The sequence below is a fragment of the Erwinia sp. LJJL01 genome (assembly GCF_047300805.2).
Lineage (GTDB): Bacteria > Pseudomonadota > Gammaproteobacteria > Enterobacterales > Enterobacteriaceae > Erwinia > Erwinia aphidicola.
In genome coordinates this window covers 3477230-3497787 of sequence record NZ_CP178576.1, presented here as the reverse complement: position 1 = coordinate 3497787, position 20558 = coordinate 3477230, and the positions used below count along the sequence as shown (strand labels likewise).

At 55.0% G+C, this 20558-nt stretch carries 14 protein-coding genes; 5 read left to right on the top strand and 9 right to left on the bottom strand.

Annotated features, from left to right (window positions below; genetic code table 11):
• Positions 1 to 78 precede the first annotated feature (78 nt).
• The 3 genes from cmk to serC all read right to left on the bottom strand — a co-directional run bounded on the left by cmk (position 79) and on the right by serC (position 3328).
• A complete protein-coding gene (cmk, locus tag ACLI4M_RS17280; protein WP_133624066.1) occupies positions 79 to 762 on the bottom strand; it encodes a (d)CMP kinase in 684 nt (227 codons plus the stop codon).
• Positions 763 to 866: 104 nt separating this feature from the next.
• A complete protein-coding gene (gene aroA / locus ACLI4M_RS17275) occupies positions 867 to 2153 on the bottom strand; it encodes a 3-phosphoshikimate 1-carboxyvinyltransferase (protein WP_133624067.1) in 1287 nt (428 codons plus the stop codon).
• Positions 2154 to 2242: 89 nt separating this feature from the next.
• Complete coding sequence (serC, locus tag ACLI4M_RS17270) at positions 2243 to 3328, bottom strand: 3-phosphoserine/phosphohydroxythreonine transaminase (RefSeq protein WP_048916537.1); 1086 nt, start codon at positions 3326 to 3328, stop codon at positions 2243 to 2245.
• Between the two features lie 320 nt (positions 3329 to 3648).
• Here serC and ycaO point away from each other — a divergent pair, with 320 nt between their 5' ends.
• From ycaO to pflA, 4 genes are all read left to right on the top strand, one after another.
• Positions 3649 to 5406 carry a 30S ribosomal protein S12 methylthiotransferase accessory factor YcaO gene (gene ycaO, locus ACLI4M_RS17265; RefSeq protein ID WP_099754064.1) on the top strand — a complete coding sequence of 586 codons (1758 nt, stop codon included), beginning with the start codon at positions 3649 to 3651 and terminating at the stop codon, positions 5404 to 5406.
• 366 nt (positions 5407 to 5772) lie between these two features.
• Positions 5773 to 6630 (top strand): formate transporter FocA, encoded by an 858-nt coding sequence (focA, locus tag ACLI4M_RS17260; RefSeq protein ID WP_048916539.1) that lies wholly within the window; start codon positions 5773 to 5775, stop codon positions 6628 to 6630.
• 89 nt (positions 6631 to 6719) lie between these two features.
• Entirely contained in the window at positions 6720 to 9002 is a 2283-nt protein-coding gene (gene pflB, locus ACLI4M_RS17255) for a formate C-acetyltransferase (protein WP_133624068.1), read from the top strand.
• A gap of 131 nt (positions 9003 to 9133) precedes the next feature.
• Complete coding sequence (gene pflA, locus ACLI4M_RS17250; RefSeq protein WP_048916541.1) at positions 9134 to 9874, top strand: pyruvate formate lyase 1-activating protein; 741 nt, start codon at positions 9134 to 9136, stop codon at positions 9872 to 9874.
• 88 nt (positions 9875 to 9962) lie between these two features.
• Here the strand turns inward: pflA and ACLI4M_RS17245 are convergent, their stop codons facing one another.
• The 6 genes from ACLI4M_RS17245 to lrp all read right to left on the bottom strand — a co-directional run bounded on the left by ACLI4M_RS17245 (position 9963) and on the right by lrp (position 18995).
• Positions 9963 to 11114 (bottom strand): MFS transporter, encoded by a 1152-nt coding sequence (locus tag ACLI4M_RS17245; RefSeq protein WP_133624069.1) that lies wholly within the window; start codon positions 11112 to 11114, stop codon positions 9963 to 9965.
• A gap of 291 nt (positions 11115 to 11405) precedes the next feature.
• A complete protein-coding gene (serS, locus tag ACLI4M_RS17240) occupies positions 11406 to 12698 on the bottom strand; it encodes a serine--tRNA ligase (RefSeq protein WP_099754065.1) in 1293 nt (430 codons plus the stop codon).
• 96 nt (positions 12699 to 12794) lie between these two features.
• The gene (locus ACLI4M_RS17235) at positions 12795 to 14138 is read right to left on the bottom strand and encodes a replication-associated recombination protein A (RefSeq protein ID WP_133624070.1); all 1344 of its coding nucleotides are present in this window, start codon (positions 14136 to 14138) and stop codon (positions 12795 to 12797) included.
• A 7-nt stretch (positions 14139 to 14145) separates the two neighbouring features.
• Positions 14146 to 14757 carry an outer membrane lipoprotein chaperone LolA gene (lolA, locus tag ACLI4M_RS17230; protein ID WP_048916545.1) on the bottom strand — a complete coding sequence of 204 codons (612 nt, stop codon included), beginning with the start codon at positions 14755 to 14757 and terminating at the stop codon, positions 14146 to 14148.
• A gap of 183 nt (positions 14758 to 14940) precedes the next feature.
• Entirely contained in the window at positions 14941 to 18381 is a 3441-nt protein-coding gene (locus ACLI4M_RS17225) for a DNA translocase FtsK 4TM domain-containing protein (protein ID WP_133624071.1), read from the bottom strand.
• A 119-nt stretch (positions 18382 to 18500) separates the two neighbouring features.
• Positions 18501 to 18995, bottom strand: a complete 495-nt coding sequence (gene lrp, locus ACLI4M_RS17220; RefSeq protein ID WP_006118610.1) for a leucine-responsive transcriptional regulator Lrp — start codon at positions 18993 to 18995, stop codon at positions 18501 to 18503.
• 526 nt (positions 18996 to 19521) lie between these two features.
• Here lrp and trxB point away from each other — a divergent pair.
• Positions 19522 to 20487 (top strand): thioredoxin-disulfide reductase, encoded by a 966-nt coding sequence (gene trxB, locus ACLI4M_RS17215; RefSeq protein ID WP_048916547.1) that lies wholly within the window; start codon positions 19522 to 19524, stop codon positions 20485 to 20487.
• Positions 20488 to 20558: the final 71 nt, after the last annotated feature.

The following is a 20558-nucleotide window of genomic DNA, read 5'->3' as shown; positions in this document are numbered from 1 at the left end:
TGACGTCCATATCACAGGGTTAGATAAATCATTCTGCGAGCAAGGGCTCAGACAGAGGTCATTAAGCGTAGCTGATTTTTACGCCAGTGCGAGTTTTTCGCGCGCATATTCTAGCGCAATCTCTATCACTTGCTCAATCGACATTGTAGTCGAATCAAGCACTAAGGCGTCATCGGCCGGCACCAGGGGTGCAATAGCACGATTACGGTCACGCTCGTCACGCTCTTTTATCTCAGATAAAAGGCGCTCAAAGTTAACACTAAAGCCTTTCTCCTGCAACTGCAGCATACGGCGGTTAGCGCGTTCTTCGGAGCTGGCATCGAGGAAGATTTTCACCGGCGCATCAGGGAAAACGACGGTACCCATGTCACGCCCGTCGGCAATCAGGCCCGGCAGCTCGCGGAAACCGCGCTGGCGGCGTAACAGCGCTTCACGTACGCGCGGGAAGGCAGCGACTTTGGAGGCAGTATTGCTGACATCCTGAGTCCGGATCTCCGAGGAGACATCTTCCCCTTCGAGGATCACTTCCATTTCGCCGCCGTTAGAGACAAAACGCACGTCGAGATGGGCAGCGATAGGCACCAGCGCTTCTTCTGAGGTGATATCGACCTGATGATGTAATGCAGCCAGGGCCAGCACACGATAAATTGCGCCGGAATCCAACAGGTGCCACTGCAATGCCTCGGCCATTGCTTTACACAACGTTCCTTTCCCGGCACCGCTAGGGCCATCAATGGTGATCACTGGGGCTATTGCCGTCATGTCGTTCTCCTGTCGGTGGGATACCGGGGCAACCTGTACCCCGGTAAATATCGACGCGCATTATACCCTGCAAAGCTGAAGCTGCAACCGCGTCAGCAGAGCCCTTATGCCAGCTGGCTAATGCGGGCTAGCTGCTCAAAGTAGTCAGGGAAGGTTTTGGCGGTGCATTTTGGATCGAGAATGGTGACCGGGGTGGCCGAAAGCGCCACCAGCGAGAAGCACATTGCCATACGGTGATCGTTATAGGTGCCGATTTCAGCAAACTGAATCTGGGCGGGAGGGGTAATGCGAATGTAGTCATTGCCCTCTTCCACTTCTGCGCCAACTTTGCGCAGTTCAGTGGCCATCGCCGCCAGGCGATCGGTCTCTTTGACGCGCCAGTTGTAAATATTGCGCATCACGGTGGTGCCTTTAGCGAACAGTGCCGCCGTTGCAATGGTCATCGCCGCGTCAGGAATATGATTCATATCGAGATCGATAGCGTTGAGATCGCCACGGGTACAGGCAATAAAGTCATCGCCCCACTCAATGCGGGCACCCATTTTTTCCAGCACGTCAGCAAAGCGAATATCTCCCTGCATGCTGTTGCGACCAATACCGGTCACTTTCACCGTTCCACCTTTAATCGCTGCCGCAGCAAGGAAATAAGAGGCAGAGGAAGCATCGCCTTCGACCAGGTAATCTCCCGGTGCCTGATACTGCTGCTGACCCCGCACGGTGAATGAACGGTAGTTGTCGTTCTCTACTTCAACGCCAAAGGTCTTCATCAGATTCAGAGTGATATCGATGTAAGGTTTAGAAACCAGCTCACCCTTAATCGCAATGCGGGTGTCGTTTGCCGCCAGCGGAGCTGTCATCAGCAACGCGGTCAGGAACTGGCTGGAAACGCTGCCATCGACGGCTACCTCCCCCCCGCTGAATCCGCCTTTCAGGCGCAGCGGCGGATAATTTTCCTGCTCAAGATATTCAATGTCTGCGCCACCCTGGCGCAGTGCATCTACCAGGTGACCAATCGGGCGCTCTTTCATGCGCGGCTCACCGGTCAGGACGATATCGTTACTGCCCAGGCACAGCGCGGCAGCCAGCGGGCGCATCGCCGTTCCGGCATTGCCGAGGAAAAGTTCCAGGGCGCCCTCAGCTTTCAGCGCACCACCCTGACCCACTACCCGGCACACGGTGCGATCGGCAGACAGTGTGAACTGCACGCCCAGGGCCTGCAGCGCGGTCAGCATATGGCGCACATCATCACTGTCGAGCAGATTGGTCAGGCGGGTAGTACCGTTTGCCAGCGCAGCCAGTAACAGCGCGCGGTTAGACACGCTTTTAGAACCGGGAAGGTTAACGGTGCCGTCGACCAGGGCGATAGGTTGTAACGTCAGGGAATCCTGCATGTGAAACGTATTCTCCAAAATAATTGCAATGAAACCCCGCAGGGCTGCGAGGTTTCAGATTTAAAACTCACTGCGAATGCAGGGGCACCTTAGCCGTGGCGACGCTCGAAGTCGACCATAAAGTCAGTCAGCGCTTTCACGCCTTCCAGCGGCATCGCATTGTAAATCGACGCGCGCATTCCACCGACAACGCGGTGCCCTTTCAGTGCATGCAGGCCGGCTGCAAACGATTCGTCAATAAACAGCTTGTCCAAGGCAGAGTCCGCCAGCTGGAATGGCACGTTCATGCGCGAACGGTTCGCTACGGCCACATCGTTGCGGTAAAAATCGCTGCTGTCGATAGTGCCGTACAGCAGATCGGCTTTGGCCTGATTACGCTTGTCCAGCTCGTGCACACCGCCCTGCTCTTTCAGCCATTTAAATACCAGGCCAGAGAGATACCAGGCGAAAGTTGGCGGAGTGTTAAACATCGACTCATTTTCCGCCAGCACTTTGTAATCGAGGATCGAAGGCAGCTCTTTACGCGCCTGACCCAGTAGATCTTCACGCACCACCACCAGGGTTAAGCCCGCCGGGCCGATATTTTTCTGCGCACCGGCGTAGATCACACCATAGCGGCTGACATCCAGCGGCGTAGAGAGGATGGTCGAAGAGAGATCGGCTACGACCACTTTATCGCCAAAATCTGGCGTTTCATGGATGGCGATACCATCGATAGTTTCGTTCGGGCAGAAGTGCACATAGGCCGAGTTATCGGACAGCGCCCACTCGCTCATAGGCTTAATGCCACGCAAACCGGCCACGGTAGTTTTGGCATCGATGACATTAGGGGTGCAGTATTTCTGCGCCTCTTTCACCGCACTGGCAGCCCAATAGCCGCCGTCGATATAATCGGCTGTCGAATGCTGCCCCAGCAAATTCATTGGCACAGCAGCAAACTGCGCACGCGCACCGCCGTGGCAGAATAATACTTTGTAGTTGGAGGGGATTTTCAGCAGATCGCGAAAATCTTTTTCTGCCTCTTCAGCAACCTGAATAAATTCCTTACTGCGGTGGCTGATCTCCATCACGGAGGTCCCTAAGCCCTGCCAGTTGCAGAGTTCCTGCTCAGCCCGACGGAGCACTTCTACCGGCAACATAGCCGGACCAGAGCTAAAATTGAAAACCTGACTCATTTCCCCTCACCACTTTCAGATCGATCGGTTTTGATTCCTCTATCGGTTTTATCATTGCCACCCCATTGCTGCAATAATTTATCCGGTCAGCCGACCAGTTTCCCGAGGCGCGCCGCAACAGCTTGTAGGGCGTATGAAAGCAGAAACGATATTTTGTGAGGCATTTTCCTGTTTCATAAACAGACCGGTTAACTTTTCACTGTAAAATGGCACTCTTCCGACAATGAAATTAACGTTGTCAGATAGCGATTGCCGAGGAAAACCCGTATCATTGCGCGCTTTCCGCACAATCTCCGCACAATTCAAAACGAGTGGGCAAAATGACTCAAACTTATATCCCAGGCAAAGACGCCGCGTTGGAAGTCTCCATCGCACGCTTTCAGCAAAAACTACAGGATCTGGGCTTCAACATTGAAGAAGCATCCTGGCTGAATCCGGTGCCAAATGTCTGGTCAGTTCATATTCGCGACCGCGACTGCCCGCTGTGTTTTACCAATGGTAAAGGTGCCAGTGAGAAAGCGGCGCTCGCCTCAGCTTTGGGCGAGTATTTTGAACGCCTGTCGACCAACTATTTCTTCGCTGACTTCTGGTTAGGCGAGCAGATCGCCAACGGCGATTTTGTTCATTATCCTAACGAGAAATGGTTCCCGCTGCCGGATGATGACCAGCTGCCTGAGGGCATTCTGGATGCCCGTCTGCGTAAATTCTACGACCCGGAAAATGAAGTCAGCGCCAGCGACCTGATCGATCTGCAGTCAGGCAATGCCGCGCGCGGGATCTGCAGCCTGCCGTTCACCCGTCAGTCTGACCAGCAGACCGTTTACATTCCGATGAACATCATCGGCAACCTGTATGTGTCGAACGGGATGTCGGCCGGTAACACCGCTAATGAAGCCCGCGTTCAGGGTCTGTCTGAGGTGTTTGAGCGCCATATTAAAAATCGTATTATTGCGGAATCCATCAGCCTGCCGCTGATCCCGCAGGATGTTCTGGACCGCTATCCGGGCGTGGTGGAAGCGATTGCCACGTTGGAAGCAGAAGGCTTCCCTATCTTCTCTTACGATGCCTCACTGGGCGGCAAATACCCGGTGATCTGCGTGGTGCTGTTCAACCCGGCTAACGGCACCTGCTTCGCCTCATTCGGCGCGCACCCGGACTTCGGCGTGGCGCTCGAGCGTACCGTGACCGAGCTACTGCAGGGCCGCGGGCTGAAGGATTTGGATGTCTTCACCCCACCTACCTTCGATGATGAAGAAGTAGCGGAACACGCCAACCTGGAAACTCACTTTATTGACTCCAGCGGCCTGATCTCCTGGGATATGTTCAAAGATGATGCTGACTACCCGTTCGCGGACTGGAGCTTCAAAGGCACAACTGAGGAAGAGTTCGCGACGCTGATGGCGATCTTCAAGGCCGAAGATCAGGAAGTATACATCGCCGATTACGAGCATCTGGATGTTTACGCCTGCCGCATTATCGTGCCTGGCATGTCAGATATTTACCCGGCGGAAGATCTCCTTCTGGCCAATAACAGCATGGGCGCTTATCTGCGTGATACGCTGCTCGCCCTGCCGGAAAGCAGCTGGGAGAAAGCGGACTACCTTGCACTGCTGGAGCAGCTGGATGAAGACGGCCACGACGACTTTACCCGCGTGCGTGAACTGCTGGGCCTGGCTACCGGTAAAGACAACGGCTGGTACACGCTGCGCATTGGCGAACTGAAGGCTATGCTGGCGCTGGCCGGTGGCGATCTGGAGCAGGCGCTGATCTGGACAGAGTGGACCATGGAATTCAACCAGTCCATTTTCAGCCCGGAGCGCGCTAACTACTATCGCTGCCTGCAGACGCTACTGCTGCTGAGCCAGGAAGATGAGCGCGATCCGCTGCAGTACCATACGGCATTTGTTCGCATGTACGGTCAGGATGCGGTTGACGCCGCTTCTGCTGCGCTTAGCGGTGAAGCTCCGTTCTACGGCCTGCAGAGTGTTGATAGCGAGCTGAAAGCCTTCCCGGCACACCAGGCGCTGTTAGGGGCCTATGAAAAGCTACAGGCTGCCAAACGCCGTTACTGGAAATAAGGCCATTTAAAACGGCGTAAAAATTCAAAATAAATTTCTTCCGCCGTTTTATTTTTCTGGCGCGAGTTCAGCGCCAGGTTAATAAAAGGTAACGGCTCAGGCTGTTACCTTTTTTATTGTCACAATATAGCTAAATTTACTACCAGTATTTTACCCACGTCGGGCCAGCTTCCCATTAAGACTCAAATATATTTTTAATAATTAAAAAAGTTTTATTCGATACAAAACAACAAGATAAACCGATTAACCCTTTTAACATCAGGGCTTTACAGGCGCAATTGCTCGCGCAATATGATCCATATCAACTTCTCTCCTATACTCCTTTGTTAGACTTTCCTCGCTGACTACTTTTGGGAGAACGTTAGTGTGAAAGCTGGCAACCCCTTTGATCTATTATTACCGTCCGAAATGGCGAAAGTTGCCGAAGACGCTGGCGTCTATAAAGCAACGAAACACCCCTTCACGACTTTTTTTCTGGCAATTACTGCCGGTGTATTCATCTCTATCGCATTTGCTTTCTATATCACGGCCACCACCGGGACAGGCACGGTTCCCTGGGGATTGGCGAAGCTGGTTGGCGGCATCTGCTTCTCACTCGGACTGATGCTGGTGGTGGTCTGCGGTGCTGACCTGTTCACCTCGACCGTCTTAACGGTGGTGGCGAAAGCCAGCGGACGCATTAGCTGGCTGGAACTGGCACGTAACTGGATCATCGTCTATTTCGGAAACTTTCTTGGCGCTATCTTCTTTGTTGCGCTGATTTGGTTTGCCGGACAGTACATGGCTGCGAACGGCGCGTGGGGGCTGAATGTGCTGCAGACCGCCGATCACAAGATGCACCATACCTTTGTTGAGGCCGTCTGCCTCGGCATTCTCGCCAACCTGATGGTGTGCATGGCGGTATGGATGAGCTACTCCGGCCGCAGCCTGCTGGACAAGATGTTTGCCATGGTACTGCCGGTAGCGATGTTCGTTGCCAGCGGCTTTGAGCACAGCATCGCCAACATGTTCCTTATCCCGATGGCGATTGTGATTAGAGATTTTGCTTCACCTGAATTCTGGCAGGCCACCGGCGCGACAGCGGAACAGTTTTCGCATCTCACCGTTAGCCACTTTATTACCGACAACCTGATTCCGGTCACGCTGGGCAATATCATCGGCGGTGGTTTGCTGGTCGGGTTGACCTACTGGGTAATTTATCTGCGTGATGGCGACCATCACTGATTATCCCAGCTCAAGAATCTTGCAACCGTCGGCGTGACACTACCCGGCGGGAACGTACAACGAACTTCACGTTATAAGGTAGGTATCAAATGACCGAGCTTAATCAAAAAATGGCATCAGCCTGGGAAAGCTTTGCACAAGGTGAATGGCAGACCAGCGTCAACGTCCGTGACTTCATTCAGAAAAACTACACTCCGTATGAAGGCGATGAAACGTTCCTGGCCGGTGCCACTAAGGCCACCACCGCACTGTGGGACCAGGTGATGGAAGGCATCAAGCTGGAAAACCGCACCCACGCCCCGGTCGATTTTGATACCGATCTGGTCTCAACCGTCACTTCCCATGACGCGGGTTACATCAACAAAAGCCTGGAAAAAATTGTTGGATTACAAACTGAAGCTCCACTGAAACGTGCCCTGATCCCCTTCGGCGGCATCAAAATGGTGGAAGGTTCGTGTAAGGTTTACGGTCGCGAACTTGATCCGTCAGTGAAAAAAATCTTCTCGGAATATCGTAAGACGCACAACCAGGGCGTATTCGACGTTTACACCCCGGATATCCTGCGCTGCCGCAAATCTGGCGTACTGACCGGCCTGCCTGACGCCTATGGCCGTGGCCGTATCATTGGTGACTATCGCCGCGTAGCGCTGTACGGCATCGATGCCCTGATGAAAGACAAGTTTGCCCAGTTCACTTCACTGCAAAGCGACCTGGAAAATGGCGTAAACCTCGAAGCCACTATCCGCCTGCGTGAAGAGATTGCTGACCAGCACCATGCGCTGCAGCAGATTAAAGAGATGGCGGCAAAATACGGCTGCGACATCTCTGGCCCGGCAACCAGCGCCAAAGAAGCCGTCCAGTGGACCTACTTCGGCTATCTGGCCGCAGTGAAATCGCAGAATGGCGCAGCCATGTCATTCGGCCGCGTCTCTACCTTCCTCGATATCTATTTTGAACGCGACCTGAAAGCAGGCGTCATCAACGAGGAGGAAGCCCAGGAGCTGATCGACCACCTGGTGATGAAACTGCGTATGGTTCGCTTCCTGCGCACCCCGGAATACGATGAGCTGTTCTCCGGCGACCCAATCTGGGCAACTGAATCACTGGCAGGTATGGGCGTTGACGGCCGTACTATGGTGACAAAAAACACCTTCCGTTTCCTGAATACGCTCTACACCATGGGCCCTTCGCCGGAACCTAATATGACCATCCTGTGGTCAGAAAAGCTGCCGCTGAACTTTAAGAAATTCGCCGCGAAAGTCTCCATCGATACCTCTTCACTGCAGTATGAGAACGATGACCTGATGCGCCCGGACTTCAATAACGATGACTATGCGATTGCCTGCTGCGTCAGCCCGATGATCGTCGGTAAACAGATGCAGTTCTTCGGCGCCCGTGCCAACCTGGCAAAAACCATGCTGTACGCGATTAACGGCGGCGTGGATGAAAAAATGAAAATGCAGGTTGGCCCGAAAGAAGCGCCAATGATGGATGAAGTGCTGGACTACGATAAAGTGATGAACCGCATGGATCACTTTATGGACTGGCTGGCAAAACAGTATGTCACTGCCCTGAACGTCATCCACTACATGCATGACAAATACAGCTACGAAGCGTCGCTGATGGCGCTGCATGACCGTGATGTTTACCGCACCATGGCCTGCGGCATCGCCGGTCTGTCGGTAGCGGCTGATTCCCTGTCAGCGATTAAATACGCCAAAGTTTCAACCATACGTGATGAAGATGGCCTGGCCGTGGACTTCAAAATCGAGGGTGAGTATCCACAGTTCGGTAACAACGACTCGCGCGTTGATGATATTGCCTGTGACCTGGTTGAACGTTTCATGAAGAAAATTCTGAAACTGCAGACCTACCGCAATGCGGTGCCAACTCAGTCGGTCCTCACCATTACTTCTAACGTGGTGTATGGTAAGAAAACCGGGAATACTCCGGACGGCCGTCGCGCAGGCGCGCCATTTGGTCCAGGCGCCAACCCAATGCACGGTCGTGACCAGAAAGGTGCTGTAGCCTCACTGACTTCGGTAGCGAAACTGCCGTTTGCCTACGCCAAAGACGGTATCTCTTATACCTTCTCTATCGTGCCAAACGCGCTGGGTAAAAACGACGACGTGCGCAAAACCAACCTTGCCGGTCTGATGGATGGCTATTTCCATCATGAAGCCAGCATTGAAGGGGGTCAGCACCTCAACGTCAACGTAATGAACCGTGAAATGCTGCTGGAAGCGATGGAAGACCCGGAAAAATATCCGCAGTTAACCATTCGCGTGTCGGGCTATGCGGTACGTTTCAACTCGCTGACTAAAGAACAGCAGCAGGATGTGATCACCCGTACCTTCACTCAGAGCATGTAACAAGCACCGCTGGCCCCTGCAAAGGGGCCAGATCAACACTCAGCCCGTTTTGTCAGTCGCCCACACGGACTACTGCCAAAACAGACTTAAAACACAGCTAAAGACTGTGTCACCGTGGAGAACTCATCGCAATGTCAGTTACCGGCCGTATTCACTCATTTGAATCCTGCGGGACCGTCGACGGCCCCGGCATCCGATTTATCACCTTCTTCCAGGGCTGCCTGATGCGCTGCCTGTACTGTCACAACCGCGACACCTGGGACACGCACGGTGGCAAAGAGATTACCGTCGAAGAGTTGATGAAGGATGTGGTTTCCTATCGTCACTTTATGAATGCTTCCGGCGGCGGCGTCACCGCTTCCGGCGGCGAGGCGATATTACAGGCTGAGTTCGTGCGCGACTGGTTCCGCGCCTGCCATGCCGAAGGTATTCATACCTGCCTCGACACTAACGGTTTTGTGCGCCGCTACGACCCGGTGATTGATGAACTGCTGGACGTAACCGATCTGGTGATGCTTGACCTCAAGCAGATGAATGACGACGTGCATCAGGTGCTGGTCGGCGTGTCTAACCACCGCACGCTGGATTTTGCCCGCTACCTGGCAAAGCGTAAAATTCGCACCTGGATCCGCTATGTGGTGGTGCCTGGCTATTCAGATGATGATGATTCTGCGCATCGACTGGGTGAATTTACCCGCGATATGGGTAACGTTGAGAAGATTGAGCTGCTGCCCTACCACGAACTCGGCAAGCATAAATGGATAGCGATGGGGGAGGAGTACAAGCTGGATGGCGTTCACCCACCGAAAGCCGAAACCATGGATCGGGTGAAGGGTATTCTGGAAGGTTACGGCCACTACGTGATGTATTAAAGGGTGGGCCGCAAAAGAAGACCCGCCCCTGCAAAAAATTTCGAACGAACTCTGTAGAGGTCGACCCTTTGTTCCGGTCGACCTTTTTTTATGCGTGCGCCACCGGCGTCGCATGATGATCGGCTTTACGCAGCAGCATCACCAGATAAACCAGCGCTACCGCCGCAATCATCACAAACAGCACGCGGTCAGAGTAGCTCTGCATCAGCATTGACGTCATCGTCGGACCGGCAAGGCTACCCACCGTATAGCTCAGCAGCAGCGCCTGGTTCATTGCCACCAGTTCGTGGTGCCCAACCTTTACACAAGCCCAGGACATCGCCACCGGATACAGCGTAAAACCGGCGCAGCCAAGGATAAACAGGGCGGGAGCCATCGCCGCATTACCGAGCATCGCCAGCGCACCGAGGATCACCACAAACACCTGAACGCGCAGCACCAGCAGGCGGCCAAAGCGGTCAGCCAGGCGGCCAATCGGCCACTGGCCAATGATCCCCGCACTGACCAGCAGCGCCATCCAGTAACCAATCGTCGAGTCGCTCATTCCCTGATGGGAAAGGTAGAGCGGCATCAGGCCATACAGCGAGCCCAGAACGATACCGGAGATAATGCAGCCGTTGATCCCCAGGCGCGCGCTGCGGCGGCGCAACATCGGCCACAGTCGGCCTGGCGTGGCCTCTTCTTCCATCTGGTTTGCCGTCACGCGGCAGAATACCAACGGCAGGATAGCGGCCAGCACCACGCCGGTTACCCACGGCAGCACGTGCAGCAGTTCGGTAGAGACCTTACTCACCAGCAGCTGTCCAAGGACGGTGCCGATATAGTACATAATCATATAAGCAGCCAGCAGGCGGCCACGGTTGCGCAACGTACCGTTGCATAATAGCGCACTCTCAACCACCACCCAGATCAACGCACAGCCGACCCCGGCAATAAAGCGCCAGAGCGCCCAGGACCAGAATCCAGTGCCCAGCCCCAAAGCCACGGTTGCCAGGGCGAACAGCAGGGAAGCAAAATAATAGCTGCGGTTGAAACCGTAATTTTTGATCGTCCAACCGGCAATCAGCGTGCCCAGCAGGTTGCCGCAATAATAAGAGGAACTGACCATGCCCACTTGCCACGTTGGCAACGCATCATGGGTCAGCCACAGTGGCACCAGCGTATTGAGCACAGCAATTGAGACCGTCATCAGCAGCAAGCCGCAAAGCAGCACGATAACAGGGCGTGACCAGGTGGACATAGTAGTGAAGAACCGCAGCGAGAGAGGATTTTGCGCGCATAATGCCACCATGCAAGCAATTGTAAAAGCGGAATAAATCAGTCACAGCACGATTTGTAGTACAGCGATTTAATTTTCTTATCTACAACGAGTGGGAGATCTGAGTCACAACTTTTCGCCACGAATTATCTCATTGAATTCTCTTTAAATTGGCTTAGGGCGAACCAAACTCTCAATCATTTATTTTGCTCGATCGCCGGCATAAAAAAACCCGCCAGCGGCGGGTTTTGAACATTGCAATCGGCGAGGTGATTAGCCGATAAACTCAAGTCCTTTCATGTACGGGCGCAGCACTTCCGGCACTTCAATACGGCCATCAGCCTGCTGGTAGTTTTCCAGCACCGCCACCAGTGTACGCCCTACTGCCAGGCCGGAGCCATTCAGGGTATGCACCAGGCGGGTGGCTTTTTCGCCACGCGCACGGCAGCGTGCTTTCATGCGGCGCGCCTGGAAATCACCCATATTTGAGCAGGAAGAGATTTCACGGTAAGTATCCTGCGCAGGCAGCCAGACTTCCAAATCGTAAGTTTTGTGCGAACCAAAGCCCATGTCGCCGGTACACAACAGCACTTTACGATAGGGCAGATTCAGCAGCTGCAGCACTTTCTCAGCGTGGCCGACCAGCTCTTCCAGCGCGTCCATCGAATCTTCCGGACGGGTGATGTGCACCATCTCCACTTTATCGAACTGGTGCATGCGGATCAGACCACGCGTATCGCGGCCATAAGCCCCCGCTTCAGAGCGGAAGCACGGCGTGTGCGCGGTCATTTTGATCGGCAGTGACTCTTCTTCAAGGATCTCGTCGCGCACCAGATTGGTGAGTGGCACTTCCGAAGTCGGGATCAGCGCATAGTTGCTGCTTGATGCCTCTTCTTCCAGCGGACGAGTATGGAACAGGTCCTCGCCAAACTTTGGCAGCTGGCCGGTACCGTACAGGCTGGCATGGTTGACCAGGTAAGGAACATAGGTTTCCTGGTAGCCGTGCTGCTCGGTGTGCAGGTCGAGCATAAACTGGCTCAGCGCACGGTGCATCAGGGCAATCTGACCGCGCATCACGATAAAGCGTGAACCGGTCAGCTTAACCGCGGCAGCGAAGTCCAGTCCGGCAGCCATTTCGCCGAGTTCGACGTGATCGCGCACGGCAAAATCGAACTTACGCGGTTCACCCCAGCGGCTGATTTCCTGGTTTTCACTGTCGTCTTTACCCAGTGGCACCACATCCGCAGGAATATTAGGGATAGCCATCGCGAAGTCGTTAATGCTGGTCAGTAGTGTTTCCAGCTCGGCTTTCGCGGCATCCAGACGTTCACCCAGTGCGCTCACTTCCTGGCGCAACGGCTCGATATCTTCCCCACGTGCTTTGGCCTGCCCGATGGATTTGGATCGCGAGTTACGTTCAGCCTGCAGATTTTCAGTTTCTACCTGCAGTACTTTGCGACGCTCTTCGTGCGCGCGCAGCGTATCAACGTCCAGCTTATAGCCCCGGCGTGCCAGTTTTTCAGCGACTGCGTCTGGCTCATTACGCAGCAGATTGGGATCGAGCATGCTTGTCCTGTGCTTATTGTTTGAGTGTCAAAGGAAGGGACGTACTCTTATGCAGAATACGTTGAATTCATTGCTAACCTTACCGCAACGTCACTGTCAGCGGTAGCGTTTTGTCGGGCTATTTTGATCCTGTTCAGCAAGCCAGGCGAGCTTTTCGCCGATTTTGCCTTCCAGCCCGCGTGTGGTTGGCTGATAATAACGGGTCTGCGCCATTTGCGCCGGGAAGTACTCTTCACCGGCGGCATAGGCGTTCGGTTCATTGTGGGCATAGCGATATTCTGCCCCCAGCCCCATCTCCTTCATCAGCTTCGTTGGCGCATTACGCAGATGTTCCGGCACATCGTAATCCGGGCTTTCACGCGCATCGCGCATCGCTGACTTGAACGCGCTGTAAACGGCATTGCTTTTGGGTGCGCAGGCGAGGTAAACAATCGCCTGAGCAATGGCGCGCTCGCCTTCCGCCGGGCCAACGCGGGTAAAGCAGTCCCAGGCAGCAATCGCCACCTGCATTCCGCGTGGGTCGGCATTGCCAACATCCTCGGATGCAATCGCCAGCAGGCGGCGCGCCACATACAGCGGGTCGCCCCCGGCGGTAATAATGCGCGCATACCAGTAAAGCGCCGCGTCGGGGGCAGACCCGCGCACGGACTTATGCAGCGCGGAGATCAGATCGTAAAAGCGGTCACCTTTGTTATCAAAACGCGCACTGCGCTCGCCTGACACTTCATTGAGCAACTGCGGCGTCAATTCGCGCTGGCCTTGTGCGTTGACCTCCGCCATATCCGCCATCATCTCCAGCGTGTTAAGCGCCCGGCGCGCATCGCCGTTAACCAACTCGGCAATCATGTTGCGGGTATTTTCCGGCAGCACGATGTTCTCTTTGCCGTAACCGCGTTCGCTGTCGTCCATCGCCTGCTCGAGCACCGCTGAGATATCCTCAACGGTCAAAGATTTCAGCAGATAGACGCGGGCACGAGATAACAGCGCGGAGTTCAGTTCAAAAGAGGGGTTTTCAGTGGTGGCACCGATAAAGGTAATGGTGCCGTCTTCAATATGCGGCAGAAAAGCATCCTGCTGACTTTTATTGAAGCGGTGCACCTCATCGACAAACAGGATGGTGCGGCGCCCGGCATTGCGATTCTGTCTGGCGCGTTCGATTGCCTCACGGATCTCTTTCACCCCTGAGGTCACGGCTGAGATGCGCTCCACGTCGGCCTGGCCATAGTGGCCGATAATTTCTGCCAGCGTGGTTTTCCCTGTCCCTGGTGGTCCCCATAAGATCATCGAATGCAAATGACCTGCCTCAATCGCGCGCGGCAGCGGTTTGCCTGCCGCCAGCAGATGCTGCTGACCGATATATTCGGCCAGCGTGCGTGGCCGCATACGGGCGGCCAGAGGCTGAAATTCATTACGGGAAAAATCGAGGGACATATTACTCACGCAAACCTCACTGACGCTGGTCGTCCACGGTCACACCCTGCGGCGGCGTAAACTTAAACTTATCAGCGCTGACGGAGCCGTTTTGCTGGCTTTTCAACGCGTAGCTGCTGCGCTGGCCATCCTGCTCAATCGCGCTGAACTGGTTGATCGTACCGTTCGGCGAAACGTTAATGGTGAACTGCTTCAGGTTGCCATCCGCCGCTTTCGGCGTCAGCGAGAAGTCATTGCCTTTTTGCGCCACGTTGTACTGCTTCCAGTCACTCGACTGGTTGCGGGCAATCAGCATAAACGGCGTATTGCTGGTGGCGTCTTTCAGCCAGCTGGCGCTGACCTGCTCAACAAACGGGTTATAAAACCACAGGGTTTTGCCATCAGAGATCAGGATGCTTTCATCCGGCGCGGTCATGTGCCAGTTAAACAGATTCGGGCGCTGTACCCACATCTCACCTTCACCATCCTGCACGGACTGGCCGCTGCCGTCGGTCACTTTTTGATTAAAGGTCGCATGGAAGCTTTTCACTTTATCCAGGCGCTGCTGCAAATCACTGGCAGCATCTGCCAGTACGCTTGCAGAAGTAAAGGCCGCCAGCAAACAGCAGGAAATCATTAATTTTTTCATTACGGCATCCTTATTAAAACTTTTGTATCCCGTTGCGGGTTAAGCGTGACGTGGATAACTTTAGCCAGGCGCTGGCAGGAACGACAGAAGAATAAACTGAATTCCCCGGCGGCACTGAGCAGATATGGGGACTGCTGGCAAAAAATCAACGGGCCAGCCAACGTGGCCGGCCCGGAGTGATTGTTACATTTCGTGCGGCGGTGGTGCCAGCACCTCGCGGTTACCATTATGGCCCGGAGAGGAGACAATTCCCTGCGCTTCCATCTGTTCGATAATGCGCGCCGCACGGTTGTAGCCGATGCGGAACTGACGCTGGACGCCGGAGATCGACGCGCGACGCTTATCAACGACGAACTGCACCGCCTGGTCAAACAGCTGGTCCAGCTCTTCATCACCGTCGATACCGCCGCCGCCGGCCTCGCTATCCTCACCACCGCTGAGAATGCCCTCTTTATACTGAGGACGTTCGCGCGCCTTCCAGTCAGCCACTACGGCGTGGACTTCCTGGTCGCGCACAAACGCGCCGTGAACACGCACCGGAATCGATGAGTTTGGCGCCAGATAAAGCATGTCACCCATTCCCAGCAGAGATTCGGCACCGCCCTGATCGAGGATGGTACGTGAGTCAATTTTGCTGGAGACGGTAAAGGCGATACGCGTCGGGATGTTAGCTTTAATCAGGCCGGTAATGACATCGACTGACGGACGCTGCGTTGCCAGCACCAGGTGAATACCCGCTGCACGCGCTTTCTGCGCCAGGCGAGCGATCAGCTCTTCCACCTTTTTCCCGACGGTCATGATCAGGTCGGCAAATTCGTCGACCATCACCACGATGTACGGCTCTTTCTCCAGCACTGGCGGCGTCATATCCATGCTGTCGGTCGGTTTCCAGAACGGGTCGGGAATTGGGCGGCCCATGGCATCAGCCATATCCACTTTTTCGTTGTAGCCCGCAATATTACGCACGCCAAGTGCCGACATCAGCTTGTAGCGGCGCTCCATCTCCACCACACACCAGCGCAGTGCATTGGCTGCATCCTTCATGTCCGTAACGACGTCAGTTAACAGATGCGGAATACCTTCATAAACCGACAGCTCAAGCATTTTCGGGTCGATCATGATAAAGCGCACCTCTTTCGGCGTGGCTTTATACAGGATGCTGAGGATCATGGCGTTCACGCCGACCGACTTACCGGAACCGGTCGTACCGGCAACCAGCAGGTGCGGCATTTTGCCAAGATCGGCCACCACCGGATCGCCGGAAATATCTTTACCCAGTACGATAGATAGCGGCGACGGATTATCACGGAACGCCGGGCAGTCCAGCACTTCACGCAGGTAAACCGTCTGACGATGCAGGTTTGGCAACTCAAGGCCAACGTAAGGGCGGCCAGGGATCACTTCCACCACACGCACCGCAACGGCTGAGAGGGAACGGGCCAGGTCGCGCGACAGGTTGGAAATACGCGCCGCTTTGACACCCGGTGCCAGATCCAGCTCGAAACGGGTGATCACCGGGCCAGGTGAAGAACCCACGACTTCCGCTTTAACGCGGTAGTCAGCCAGACGTGCCTCAATCAGGCGCGAGGTCTGTTCCAGGGCAAACTGATCGACCGGCTCGGTTTCCGCCGGAGGCGACGAGAGCAGATCGAGCGTAGGCAGTGGCGTCGTCGGTTTATACGTCGGCTGTTCATGGCGCATCAGGAACGGGTGGATCAGGCTGTCCATATCCGGCTCCTGCGGCTTAGGTGCTTCAGCGGCAACCGGCTGCGGCGCTGCAGGCGCACTGGCCTTCCATGAAGGGGCAACCGGCTGTTGAGCGGCCGGGGCCTGAGCAGGCTGCTGCCAGGCGGCAGGTTGCTGCGGCGCGCTTTCCGGCTGCTGCCATTGTGCTGGCTGCGGGGCTACAGGCTCCACTTCCGGCGCGGCAGCGATCGTGAACAGCGGCTCAGCTGGGCCGTCATCAACCAGATCGTCCATTGGTGAGAAATCAAACGCACCGGCAGTATTAAGGTTAAAGGTTGGCGCGCTGTTCTGCGGCTCGGCGGCATAACGCTGCTGTTGCTGGTCGGCAAACTGGCGAGCCAGTGCAGCCTGCTCCAGAGCTTCCTCATCTTCAGCGGCAAACTCTTCGCCGTAGCGCTGCTGCTGCTGAGCGAAGAACGCTTCGCGCAGCTGTGCCTGTTCCGCTGCATCCTGCTCGTCGTCGACTTCAGCGTGATAAGAGGCCTGAGGCTGAGCCTGACTCTGCTCCTGCTGTTTAGCTTTCTCTTCCGCCATGCGCTGCGAAGGCAGCTTAATGCCGTAGGAAGCCAGCTCGCGACGGGTTGGCAGTTTCACCGGGTTCGGGCGCGGCAGTTCAGGACCAATGCCCTGCTTCACCTGCGGATTAAGTTCATCACCGCTGGTGGCGGTGAAGCCCGGCATAAACGGCGTATTGGAGGTGGCAGACTGCGCCACGGCGCCAATGGCCACACCGGTTGCCGCCGCAGCGACGGAAGCGGGGTGAGAGGCATGCTGCGTCGAGAAATCAAACGGCGAGGAGGTTGGCGTATCGCGCCAGTTGCCCATCTGCGGACCGTCGTCATCTTCCATCGGCTGAACCGGAACAGAAGGTGCCGGGGTCTCAGCTGCGGCAGGCACTTCAAAGCGATATAACGGCGGCTGAGCGGGTTCAACCGAAGTTGAAACCTGAACGGGTGCCGCTGGCGCTGCGGCAGGAGCTTCAACCTGCGCCGCGGAGATTTGTGGAGCGGCAGGCTGCGCCGCAGCCACTTCGCTGGCCGCCGCAGCACCGGCAGCAGCAGCAGCGGGTTTCGCCAACAGCGGATCGTGCTGCTCGTCATCCTCAACATCAGCATAAATTGGCTGCGGTTTTGCCAGCAGCACATCGTCTGCATCGTCCGCCTGCGCGCTGCGTTTCATTATTGGCGCGGTGGACTCTCGCGCAGGACGATCGTCTTCCTGATAGGCTTCGTCATCCTCTTCATGCCATTTTTCATCGGCGCGCGAGCGGTTGCTGGCGAAGGTTAAGACACCCATCACTACCCCGCCAATTTTCTCGGCAATCGTCAGCCAGGACCAGCCCGTGTAGAGCGTCAGGCCCGCCGCCCAGATGCACAGCAGCGTCAACGTGCCGCCGGGACCGCTGAACCAGGCGGCCATCGCGTTACTCAGCAGGCTGCCGATCACGCCGCCAGAGGCAAAGTACCAAATATCATCGGCATTCAGCGCGGCCAGGCCACAGGAGGTCACTACCAGCGCCAGCACGCCGATCAGACGTAGTGCTACCGCGAAGTAGTCGATGTAATCCTGAGAATGACGCTGACGGAAGGTGATCCAGCACAGGCCTAAAATCACCGGAGGAAGGGCGTACGCCATCACGCCGAAAATAAAGAACAGCGTGTCAGCAAGCCAGGCCCCTACCCCCCCACCTAAATTGTGGATGGGTTCATGCCAGGCGGTTTGCGACCAGCTGGGATCGGAAGGGTTGAAGCTCATCAACGCCACCATCAGATAAACGGCGAAAAGAGCAACAATAATCAGTAACGCTTCCAGCAGGCGACGCCCACTGCTCAGCGGTTGTAACGAAACTTCTTTATCTTCTGTGTATTCCTGGCTCAAGAGTACTCTCCAGGTGCCTGTAAACTATGAAGGCAACAGCGCCGGGCATGCCCGACGCTGAACCTGTATGAATTCACAGGAGTGTACCGAAAACTACCAGGTTTTGCACCTGCCCTGTGTTACCGCGTTTTAATCACTAACCGGTTACTTTGTTTCACTTCTTCCATGACCACATAGGTACGGGTATCGTTCACGCCCGGCAGACGCAGCAAGGTTTCGCCGAGCAGTTTACGATATGCAGACATGTCTGGCACGCGGGTTTTCAACAGGTAGTCGAAATCACCGGAAACCAGGTGACACTCTTGAGTTTCCTCAAGTTTTTGCACGGCGGCGTTAAATTGCTCAAACACATCCGGCGCACCACGATTCAGAGTAATCTCAACGAATACCAGCAGAGAAGCATCCAGGTAGTGCGGGTTTAACTGTGCGGTATAACCGAGAATGAAGCCCTGACGCTCCAGGCGGCGCACGCGCTCCAGACATGGCGTTGGGGATAACCCTACGCGTTTGGAAAGCTCGACGTTAGAAATACGACCGTCCTTCTGCAGCTCATTCAGGATATTGCGGTCGATTCTGTCGAGGTCTTTACCAGGTCGTTTTTTATTGTCTACCATTATTATTGTCTCTCTTAAAATCCTTCCCTACCTGCCATACCCTGAACGCCATTAATGTAACAGGGTTGATCTAAGTGAAGACAGTGAGCCTGTTGCGGGATTAATCGCTTTATCTACCTGACGCATGTTGTCTGTCCACACCATGAGTCATTGCACATAACAGGCTGAGTTTATCCGGCCATAAATAGAAAATCCGGGATGAAATCCTGGAAGACCGGGCCGAATTCCCTCTGCTTCTCATAATGTTTTCGCAAAAGCTCAGCCGATTGTCAAAGCAAAACAAATAAAATCAGTACAACATGCCATAGCAGTGGCTGTCTCTCTGTTTTTCAATGACTATTTTTGACTTAAAATGGCATAGTCCGGGCCATATAGTCTGTTTTGCAGACAGCGCAGTCGTTTGCCTGGCCCACGATTGGTTAAACCTTTTTCATTAATTGTTAACAAAATTGCAGAACGCTTTTTTTGCCCCGGCAAATTCCCTACAATCGCTGCATCTGTTTGCCAGTTAAATAATGAGGGTCTCATGAGTACGGCGAAACACAGTAAATTACTGATTCTGGGTTCCGGCCCGGCGGGCTACACCGCAGCGGTGTATGCTGCACGCGCCAACCTCAACCCGGTGCTGATCACCGGGCTGGAAAAAGGCGGCCAGCTGACCACCACCACCGACGTGGAAAACTGGCCGGGTGATGCTAACGAACTGACCGGCCCCCTGCTGATGGAGCGTATGCATGAGCACGCGGTGAAATTCAATACCGAGATCATCTTCGACCATATCCACAGCGTCGACCTGCAGAACCGCCCTTTCCGTCTGACCGGCGACGAAGGTGAGTACACGGCGGATGCCCTGATCATCGCTACCGGTGCCTCGGCTCGCTACCTCGGCCTGCCGTCAGAAGAGGCGTTTAAAGGCCGCGGCGTCTCCGCCTGTGCAACCTGTGATGGTTTCTTTTATCGCAATCAGAAAGTCGCTGTGATTGGCGGCGGTAATACCGCAGTGGAAGAAGCGCTCTATCTGGCGAATATCGCGGCTGAGGTGCACCTGATTCACCGTCGCGACAGCTTCCGTGCAGAAAAAATCCTCATCGACCGCCTGAATGAGAAGGTCAGAAACGGCAATATCGTGCTGCATACCGATCATACTCTGGACGAAGTGCTGGGCGACCAGATGGGCGTCAGCTCCCTGCGCTTGCGTTCGACCAAAGATGACCAGACTAAGACACTGGACGTTGCCGGACTGTTTGTCGCGATCGGCCACAGCCCGAACACTGCAATCTTTAACGGTCAGCTGGAGTTGGAAAACGGCTACATCAAGGTGCAGTCCGGCATCCATGGCAACGCAACTCAGACCAGCATCCCGGGCGTGTTTGCCGCCGGAGATGTCATGGACCATATCTATCGTCAGGCGATTACTTCCGCCGGTACCGGCTGTATGGCCGCGCTGGATGCCGAGCGTTATCTTGACGGTTTGGTTAAAAATAATCAGTAAGTTGTTAAAACCCTGAGCTAATCTTGCCCAAGGCGACGAGCAATTGTCGCCTTTTCACCCTCCCCATTGTA

Coding starts and splice junctions, on each gene's coding strand:
- pflB (WP_133624068.1), top strand. CDS start 6,720: ATGACCGAGCTTAATCAAAAAATGGCATCAGCCTGGGAAAGCTTTGCA.
- lrp (WP_006118610.1), bottom strand. CDS start 18,995: ATGGTAGACAATAAAAAACGACCTGGTAAAGACCTCGACAGAATCGAC.
- serC (WP_048916537.1), bottom strand. CDS start 3,328: ATGAGTCAGGTTTTCAATTTTAGCTCTGGTCCGGCTATGTTGCCGGTA.
- pflA (WP_048916541.1), top strand. CDS start 9,134: ATGTCAGTTACCGGCCGTATTCACTCATTTGAATCCTGCGGGACCGTC.
- cmk (WP_133624066.1), bottom strand. CDS start 762: ATGACGGCAATAGCCCCAGTGATCACCATTGATGGCCCTAGCGGTGCC.
- lolA (WP_048916545.1), bottom strand. CDS start 14,757: ATGAAAAAATTAATGATTTCCTGCTGTTTGCTGGCGGCCTTTACTTCT.
- serS (WP_099754065.1), bottom strand. CDS start 12,698: ATGCTCGATCCCAATCTGCTGCGTAATGAGCCAGACGCAGTCGCTGAA.
- ACLI4M_RS17245 (WP_133624069.1), bottom strand. CDS start 11,114: ATGTCCACCTGGTCACGCCCTGTTATCGTGCTGCTTTGCGGCTTGCTG.
- aroA (WP_133624067.1), bottom strand. CDS start 2,153: ATGCAGGATTCCCTGACGTTACAACCTATCGCCCTGGTCGACGGCACC.
- trxB (WP_048916547.1), top strand. CDS start 19,522: ATGAGTACGGCGAAACACAGTAAATTACTGATTCTGGGTTCCGGCCCG.
- ycaO (WP_099754064.1), top strand. CDS start 3,649: ATGACTCAAACTTATATCCCAGGCAAAGACGCCGCGTTGGAAGTCTCC.